We start from the raw sequence: 9,461 nt of genomic DNA on the forward strand, positions 1-9,461 counted from the left end.
CCGCACCCGCCGGGCATGGCCCGGCGCTACCGTTTCAGTCGATCCGCGCCATGCGCGGATGGGCCCTTCTACGCCCGCTGTGCGCGCTTGAGCAGCTTCGCTTCGCGCCTGCGTGCGCGACGTGCCCGCCAGCGCTCGGCCAGGCAGGAGAAGATCACGTACAGCGCCGGCGTGCTGAGCAGGGTCAGGCTCTGCGAGAACAGCAGGCCGCCGATCATCGCGATACCCAGCGGACGACGCAGCTCGGACCCTTCGCCCAGGCCGATCGCCAGCGGAACCGCCGCCAGGATCGCCACCATCGTGGTCATCATGATCGGGCGGAAGCGCACGATGCTGGCCTCGCGTGCCGCCTCGCGCGGTGCCAGTCCATGCTCGCGCTGCGCCACCAGCGCGAAGTCGATCATCATGATCGCGTTCTTCTTGACGATGCCGATCAACAGCACCAGCGCGATCATCGAGATCACCGACAGCTCGGTGTTGGTGCCGAACAACGCCAGCAGCGCACCCACGCCCGCCGCCGGCAGCGTGGACAGGATGGTGACCGGATGGATCAGGCTCTCGTAGAGCATGCCCAGCACCAGGTACACGGTCAGGATCGCGGCAAACACCAGGATCAGCATGTCGCTGGGATCGGAGTTGAACCCGAACCCCGCATCATCGGCCAGGCGGATGTCGCCGGGCATGCGCATGCCGGCCACGGTGGCGTCGATGATCGCCTTGGCTTCGCCCATGCTCACGTTCGGCGCCAGGTTGTAGCTGAGGTCCATCGTCGTGTACTGGTTTTCATGGGTGATCTGCGAAGGCGCCAGCCCCGGCACCTGCTTGGCCACCGCAGTGAGCGGCACCATGTCGCCGTTGCGCGCACGCACATGCACCTCGTCCAGTGCCGCCGGCGTAGCGGTCTGCGAGGGCAGGGCGTTGACCACCACGCTGTACTGGTTGATGTCCGAATAGATGGTCGAGATCTGGCGCTGGCCGAACGCGCCGTACAGGGCGCCGTCGATGGCGCCGACCGAAACACCCAGGCGGGCTGCCTTGGCACGGTCGATCTCGATGTTCTGGCGCAGGCCGGCATTGTCCACGTCGGTGCCGACGTCGCGCAGCTTCGGGTTCTTCTTCAGCTCCGCCTGCAGCTTGGGCAGCCATTCCTGCAGTGACGCCAGGTCATTGCCCTGCAGCGAGATGCGGTACTGCGCGCCTTGGCTGGAGCCACCGCCATCGTTGCTGGGCAGATCCTGGATCGCGCGCAGGCGCAGCTGCAGGTCGGGGTAGCGGTCGGCCTTCGCACTCAGTCGCGCCAGGGCATGCGCGGTAGTTTCGCGGCGGCCTTCCTTGCGCGACTTCAGCTCGACGTTGAACTGTGCGCTGGAGCCCTGGCGGCCGCTGCCCAGGCGCACGCCCACTGTCTTCACCGCCGGGTCGGCCATCAGCATGTCGGTGATGCGGCGCTGGCGGCTGACCATGTCCTCGAAGGAGACCGTAGCGCTGGAGTTGGCGCGGCCCCAGATCAGGCCGGTGTCCTGCGGCGGGAACGCGCCCTTCTTCACTGCACCGAACAGGAAGATGGTTGCACCGATCAGCAGCAGCGGTGTCAGCGACAGCAGCAGCGCGTGGCGCAGCGAGAAGTCCAGGAACACGGTGTAGATGCGCAGCATGCGCTCGTGGCCGGCATCCAGCCAGCGGCCGAAGCGTGACGGCGGCGCCGTGTGGTCGTGGGCGCTGAGGAAGCGGCTGCACAGCGCCGGGGTCAGCGTCAGCGAGACGATCATCGAGACCACGATCGCTGCCACCAGGGTGACGGTGAACTCGCGGAAGAACGCGCCCATCATGCCGCTGGCGAACAGCAGCGGGATGAACACCGCCACCAGCGAGGCGGTGATCGAGACGATGGTGAAGCCGATCTCGCGGGCACCGGTCAGTGCCGCCTGCATCCGCGGCATGCCCTCGTCGAGGTGACGCATGATGTTCTCGATCACCACGATCGCATCGTCGACCACGAAGCCGATCGCGATCACCAGCGCCAGCAGGCTCAGGTTGTTCAGGGTGAAGCCCATCACGTACATCACCAGCGCGGCACCGGCCAGCGACAGCGGCACGGTTACGGCGGCGATCAGCGTCGGCGCCAGCCGGCGCAGGAACAGCGCCATGGTCAGCACCACCATCGCCAGGCTGATCAGCAGGGTGATCTGCACCTCATGCAGCGACGAGCGGATGGTCGGCGTACGGTCGAAGTACGGCGTCATCGTGGTGCCGGGCTGCAGGTAGTCGCGCAGCGCGGGAATCTGCGCCTTCACCCGGTCCACGGTTTCCACGATGTTGGCGCCGGCGCGGGTGAACACGTACATCACCACCGCCGGCTTGTGGTCGAACCACGCGGCCTGGTAGGCATCCTGCTGGCCGTCGTAGACGTTGGCGATGTCCTTCAGGCGGATCACCCGGCCATCGCCCTGGGTCTTGACCACCAGGTCGGCGAAGTCGGCCGCACGCGCGACCGAATCGTTGGCGATGATCGCGGTGGTGGTATTGCCATCGCTGAGGAAGCCGGTGGGCGAGGTGACATTGGCTGCGCGTACGGCGTTGCGCAGATCATCGGCAGTCAGGCCGAGGGCGTTCATCAGGCGCAGGTTGACGTCCACGCGTACCGCCGGCGTCGAGGCACCGGCGATGTCGACCGAAGCGACGCCGCTGATCTGGCGGATGCGCTGCGCCAGCAACGAATCGGCGACGTTGTACAGCTCGTCGGCCGACTGCGTCTGCGAGGTCAGCGCGATCGCGATCACCGGGTCGTCGTTCGGGTTCGCCTTCTGGTACATCGGCGAGCCCATGCCCGAAGGCAGGTCGGCCTGTGCCGAGTTGATCGCGGTCTGCACGTCCAGCGCGGCCGAATCGATGTTGTGGCCACTCTGGAAGATCATGAACACCAGCGAGCTGCCTTCCGAACTCGACGAGCGCATGCGGTCGATGCCCGGAAGCTGGCCGAGGTGGCGTTCCAGCGGCGCGGTGACCGTAGAGGCCATGGTCGCCGCATCGGCGCCGGACTGGCTGGCGTGCACGAAGATCACCGGGATCTCGATGTTCGGCAGCGCCGACACGCCCAGCCGCAGGTAGCAGATCAGTCCGACCATGAACAGGCCGATGGCCAGCAGCGCGGTGCCGATCGGGCGGCGGATGAAGGGGCCGGACAGGTTCATCGTGCGGCCCCCCGCAGCAGCGGGGCGTGGATCATGCCTGCGGCTCCTGCAGCGAACCGTTGCGCAGTGCGCGCTGCTCGCGGCGGCGGGCAAGCCATTCGGAGAAGCGCTCCATGTACAGGTAGATCACCGGCGTGGTGTACAGGGTCACCAGCTGCGACAGCAGCAGGCCGCCGACGATGGCGATGCCCAGCGGGCGGCGCAGCTCCGAGCCGATGCCGGTACCCAGTGCCAGCGGCAGCGCGCCGAGCATCGCCGCAGCCGTCGTCATCATGATCGGGCGGAAGCGCAGCAGGCAGGCGCGGCGGATCGCTTCGTGTGCGTTGGCACCGGCGCGGCGGGCCTCGATGGCGAAGTCCACCATCATGATGCCGTTCTTCTTGACGATGCCGATCAGCAGCACGATGCCGACGATGCCATCCACCGACAGGCTCAGCCCGCACAGCATCAGCGCCAGCAGCGCGCCGACACCGGCCGGCGGCAGCGTGGAGATGATCGTGATCGGGTGGATGTAGCTCTCGTAGAGCACACCCAGCACGATGTAGATCACCACCAGCGAGGCCAGCAGCAGCCACACCACATCGGTCTGGCTGCCGGTGAATTCGGCGGCCTTGCCGATGAATTCGGCATGCAGGTGTGCCGGCATGTCCAGGCTGTCCTTGGTCTCCTGGATCGCACGCACAGCGTCGGACAGCGAATAGCCCGGCGCCACGTTGAACGAGACCGTCACCGCCGGCAGCTGCTGCTGGTGGCTGACCACCAGCGGCGCACTGCTGACCTTGCCTTCGGCCAGTGCCGACAGCGGAATGATGCTGCCGGCGCCGACGGTGATGCCGGTGTTCTGCGCGCCGATGCCGGTAGCCGTCGATGAATTCGACGAGGTCACCTGGCCGAAGCTGGTGGCATTGGTGCCGGTCAGAGCACCGGCACCATTGGAGGCAACGGCCAGCTGTTCCATCAGCGCGGTGCTGGTGCGGAACTCCGGCGCCACTTCCAGCACAACCCGATACTGGTTGAGTTCGGTGAAGATGGTCGAGATCTGGCGCTGGCCGAACGCATCGTAGAGCGTGTCGTCGATGGTCTGCATCGGCACGCCCAGCACGCTGGCCTTGTCGCGGTCGATGTTCAGCTCGAGGGCGCGGCCCTGGTTGGACAGGTTGTTGTCGACGTCAGCCAGTTCCGGGCGATTGCGCAGCGCTTCGGTCAGGCGCGTGGCCTGGGTGGCCACCGTCGCCGGATCGACGTCCGACAACGAGTACTGGTACTCAGTGGCGGCCACGCGGGTGTCCAGGGTCACGTCCTGTACCGGCTTCAGGTACAGCGCCACGCCCGGAATACCGGCTACCGCCTTCTGCAGGCGCGGCAGGATCTCATCCAGGCCATCGCGCTCGCCGCGCTCCTTCAGCACGATCGACAGCTGGCCCTGGTTGAGCGTGGGATTCATGCTGCCCGCGCCAATGAAGGCCGACACGCCGGTCACATCCGGATCCTGGCGCAGCGCTTCGGCGACCTGCTTGGTGCGCTGCTCCATCTGCGGGAAGGCGATGTTCTGGTCGGCCTGCACCACGCCGGTGATCAGGCCGGTGTCCTGTTCGGGCAGCAGGCCCTTGGGAATCAGCACGTACAGCAGCACGGTCAGCACCAGTGCGCCGCCGGCCACGGCCAGGGTCAGGCGCTGGTGGTCCAGCACCCAGTCCAGGCTGCGCTCGTACAGGCCGACGGTGCGCGTCCACAGGTTCTGCGTGCCGGCCGCCGCCGCACGCTCATGCGCGTCCTCGCCCTCGGGCAAGGCGTCGGGCTTGAGCAGGTAGGCGCACATCATCGGGGTCAGCGTCAGCGAGATCAGCATCGACAGCACCACGGCGATGCTCAGCACCCACGCGAACTCGTGGAACAGGCGGCCGGTGACGCCGGGCATCAGCAGCAGCGGCAGGAATACCGCCACCAGTGACACGGTCAGCGACAGCACGGTGAAGCCGATCTGGCGCGCACCGATCTCGGCCGCTTCCTTGCCACTCTTGCCTTGCTCGATGTAACGCACGATGTTCTCGATCATCACGATCGCATCGTCGACCACGAAGCCGGTGGCCACCACCAGCGCCATCAGCGAGAGGTTGTCCAGCGACATGCCGGTGAAGGCCATCACCGCGAAAGTGCCCGCCAATGACAGTGGCACTGCCACCGAGGGAATGATCGTGGCCCACAGCCGGCGCAGGAACACGAAGATCACTGCGACCACCAGGCCGATGGTCAGGATCAGGGTGAACTGCACTTCATGCACCGAGGCGCGGATGGTCTCGGTACGGTCGTTGAAGATCTCCAGGTGCACGTCGGCTGGCAGCACGCCCTGCAACTGCGGCAGGATCGCGCGGATGCGCTCGACGGTCTGCACGATGTTGGCGCCGGGCTGGCGCCGCACTTCCAGCAGCACCGCCGGCTTGCCATCGGCCCAGGCGGCCAGCTGGTCGTTCTCCACGCCATCGACCACTTCGGCCACGTCGGACAAACGCACCGGACGGCCGTTCTTGTAGCTGATGATGGTGTCGCGGTACTCGGCGGCACTGGTGAGCTGGTCGTTGGTACCGATGCTGTAGGACTGGGTCTTGCCGTTCAGTGAACCCTTGGGTGCATTGACGTTGGCCTGGGTCAGCGCGCTGCGCAGCTCTTCCAGGGTCAGGCCCATGTTCGAAAGCTGCGCCGGATTGACTTGGATGCGCACGGCTGGGCGCACGTTGCCGGCGATCGAGACCAGGCCGACGCCCTGCACCTGCGACAGGCGCTGGGCCAGGATCGAGTCGGCGTAGTTGTTGACGTCGCGCAGCGGGCGCGTGTCAGAGGTCAGTTTCAGGGTGACGATGGCTGCGTCGGCTGGATTCACCCGGTTGTAGACCGGCTGGTAGGGCAGCGACGAGGGCAGGGTGGCCTGGCGGATCGCCGCCTGCACGTCCTGCGCGGCGATGTCGATGTCGCGGTCCATCGAGAACTGCAGGATGATCGTCGACAGGCCCGCCGACGAATCCGAGGTCATCAACTCCAGCCCGGAAATCTGCCCGAACTGGCGCTCCAGCGGGGTGGTGACCAGCGAAGCCATGGTGGTGGCATTGGCACCGGGGTACTGGGTGGTGACCACCAGGCTGGGTGCATCGATTTCCGGCAGCGCCGACACCGGCAGCTTGCGGTAGCCCAGGATGCCGAGCAGCAACAGGCCCGCCATCAACAGCGAGGTGGCGATCGGGCGGCGGATGAAGATCGTCGAAAAGCCCACGGACTGATCCTTGCTGGCACTTCAATGTCGGCGCCGGCAGGTGTGCCGGCGCGAGGGAGAACTGTGGCCTGCGCTCAGCGCGGGCCACCACCGCGACGGCCACTGCCGCCACCGTTCTTCTGCTCGGCCGCCTTCAGTTCGGCCTCGGTCGGTGCGACCGGAGTCTCGCCCGGCTTCAGCGCGGTGACCTTGCTGCCCGGCTTCAGGCGGAACTGGCCTTCGCTGACCACGCGCTCGCCGCCCTTCAGGCCTTCGGCGATCTGCACCTGGCTGTCGCCTACTTCCACTCCGCTGCGCACGGTCTGCATCTTCACCGTGCTGTCGCCCTGCACCACATAGACGTACTCGCCATCCGGCCCGCGCAGCACCGCCTGGGTCGGGATGACCACGCCGCCGGCAATCGTGCGCAGCTGCATGCGCACGTTGACGAACTGGCCCGGCCACAGGCCGTTGTCGGTGTTGTCGAAGATCGCGCGTGCCTTGAACGTGCCGCTGTCGGCACTGATCAGGTTGTCGACCACGTCCAGCTTGCCGTCACCGGACAGCACGTGCGAATCGGCGCGGTCCAGCGCCGCGACGGGTACCGCACCGGCGGCCTGCGCCTGGCGCACATCGCCGAGCTGGCGCTCGGGCAGGTTGAACAGCACGTGGATCGGATGGATCTGGGTCAGCGTGACCAGCGCGGTGCCGGCGTTGACCACGTTGCCGGCGTCGACCGCGCGGATGCCGGCGATGCCGGTGATCGGCGCGGTGACCTTGGTGTACTGCAGCTGTACCTGCGCCGAGCGCATGCTGGCCTCGTTCGCCGCGACTGCGCTTTCGTACTGTGCCACTTGGTTTCGCTGTGTATCCAGATCGGTCTTGGCGACGAACTGGCGATACTCCGGCGCGTTCGAGCGCTGGTAGTTGGAGCGCGCGGTGGCCAGCAGCGCCTCGTTCTGGCGCTTGGATGCCACCGCCTGGTCATAGCTGGCCTGGGCGGTGCGCGGGTCGATCACCGCCAGCACATCGCCCTTCTTCACTTCCTGGCCTTCGCGGAAGTTCAGGCTCATCAGCTGTCCGCCCACCTGCGGGCTGACGGTGACGGTGTTCATTGCCGTCACCGTGCCCAGCGCGCTGGCATAGACCGGCACGTCCTGACGTGCCGCATCCACCACGGTTACCGGTACCGGGCCGGCATCCGGGTCTTCACCGCCCTGGCGCGCAGCTGCTGCCGCGCCACCGGCCTTGTCCTTGCCCCCGCCGAGTACGCGCAGGCCGACCACGGCCAGCACCAGTACCGCCACGACCAGCAGCACGATCTTCCAAACACGTGACATTCAAGGACTCCAAGAGGACTGGACGGGGCGCGGCCCCGGTTGGCAATGCGCAAAGCATACCTGCGCCACATCACGTTTCCTGCATGACGGATGGGACGGGCGCTATGACCGGATCTGGCCGCGGAGGTTCCCGTGGCGGCGGCGTTGCCCTACATTCAGCTGGAACCCCCCTTTGCCGTGGAGATTGCGATGCGCCGTTCGCTGCTGCTGTCCGCCCTGCTGCTGGCCCTGCCGGTCCTTGCCCATGCCCAGGACGGGCAACGCCCCGAAGTGACCGCCGCCGCCCAGCGCCTGCAGGCCAAGGTGGTCGAATGGCGCCGTGACTTCCACCAGCACCCGGAGTTGTCCAACCGCGAGGTGCGAACCTCGGCCGAGGTCGCCAAGCGCCTGCGTGCGATGGGCCTGAAGCCGAAGACCGGCATCGCCCACCACGGCGTGGTGGCGATCATCGAAGGCGGCAAGCCGGGCCCGAAGATCGCCCTGCGCGCGGACATGGACGCGCTGCCGGTGACCGAACAGACCGGCCTGCCGTTCGCCTCCAAGGCCACCGACCAGTACCGCGGGCAGACCGTGGGCGTGATGCATGCCTGCGGCCATGACGCGCACACCGCCACCCTGCTGGGCGTGGCCGAAGCATTGGTGGCGATGAAGAAGGACCTGCCGGGCCAGGTGATGCTGATCTTCCAGCCGGCCGAGGAAGGTGCACCGCCGCCGGAAGAGGGCGGTGCCGCACTGATGCTGAAGGAAGGCCTGTTCGCCGACTTCAAGCCGGAGGCGGTATTCGGCCTCCACGTGTTCTCCAGTGTGCAGGCCGGGCAGATCGCCGTGCGCGGTGGCCCGCTGATGGCAGCGTCGGACCGCTTCGGGATCAAGGTGATCGGTCGCCAGACGCATGGCTCGGCCCCCTGGAACGGCATTGACCCGATCGTCGCCACCGCCGATCTGGTCGGTACCGCGCAGACCATCGTCAGCCGCCGCGCCAACCTGTCCAAGCAACCGGCGGTGCTGACCTTCGGCGCGATCAACGGCGGCATCCGCTACAACATCATTCCCGATGAAGTGGAGATGGTTGGCACCATCCGCACCTTCGACGAAGGCATGCGCCAGCAGATCTTTGCCGACCTGCGCAACGTGGCCGAGCACACCGCCGCCGCGCATGGCGCCAAGGCGGTGACCGAGATCTACGAGGCCGATGGCAACCCGGCCACGGTGAACGACCCGGCACTGACCGCGAAGATGCTGCCGAGCCTGCAGGCGGTGGTGGGCAAGGACAACGTGTACGAGCCGCCGCTGCAGATGGGTGCGGAGGATTTCTCGCTGTACGCGAAGGAAGTGCCGGGGATGTTCTTCTTCGTCGGCTCCACCAGCGTGGGCATCGACCCGGCGACGGCACCGGCCAATCATTCGCCGAAGTTCCTGCTGGATGAGAAGGCGCTGGATGTGGGATTGCGCGCGTTGCTGCAGGTGAGCCTGGATTACCTGCACGGTGCCGGCACTCCTGCGGGCTGAGGGTTTCCGGCAGGGCTTGCAGCCCTGCACCCGCCGAAGCAACGGCAACGTCAACGGCAAAAGCAGTGCTGGATTTCGTTGGTTGGGCGGGGCGGTGTGGGCCTGCAGGACACGCCGTAAACCCGTCCATGGGGGCTCGATGGCGCCATCCATGGCGCCAACGGTCCTGCAGGCCCA

Annotated in this window: 4 protein-coding genes; 1 reads left to right on the forward strand and 3 read right to left on the reverse strand. The window is 66.9% G+C overall.

Going from position 1 to position 9,461, the window contains the following annotated elements; genetic code table 11:
* Nucleotides 1-68 precede the first annotated feature (68 nt).
* The 3 genes from AC13FN_RS05140 to AC13FN_RS05150 all read right to left on the reverse strand — a co-directional run bounded on the left by AC13FN_RS05140 (nt 69) and on the right by AC13FN_RS05150 (nt 7,775).
* Nucleotides 69-3,191 carry an efflux RND transporter permease subunit gene (locus tag AC13FN_RS05140; RefSeq protein ID WP_191863901.1) on the reverse strand — a complete coding sequence of 1,041 codons (3,123 nt, stop codon included), beginning with the start codon at nt 3,189-3,191 and terminating at the stop codon, nt 69-71.
* 31 nt (nt 3,192-3,222) lie between these two features.
* Nucleotides 3,223-6,456, reverse strand: coding sequence for an efflux RND transporter permease subunit (locus AC13FN_RS05145; protein ID WP_049433671.1), 3,234 nt, complete (start codon nt 6,454-6,456; stop codon nt 3,223-3,225).
* 74 nt (nt 6,457-6,530) lie between these two features.
* Entirely contained in the window at nt 6,531-7,775 is a 1,245-nt protein-coding gene (locus AC13FN_RS05150; RefSeq protein ID WP_197646605.1) for an efflux RND transporter periplasmic adaptor subunit, read from the reverse strand.
* 189 nt (nt 7,776-7,964) lie between these two features.
* Between AC13FN_RS05150 and AC13FN_RS05155 the strand changes: the two genes are divergently transcribed.
* Nucleotides 7,965-9,284 (forward strand): M20 family metallopeptidase, encoded by a 1,320-nt coding sequence (locus tag AC13FN_RS05155; RefSeq protein ID WP_049433673.1) that lies wholly within the window; start codon nt 7,965-7,967, stop codon nt 9,282-9,284.
* The last annotated feature ends 177 nt before the right edge of the window (nt 9,285-9,461 follow it).

This window comes from Stenotrophomonas sp. 115C5 (assembly GCF_056861055.1).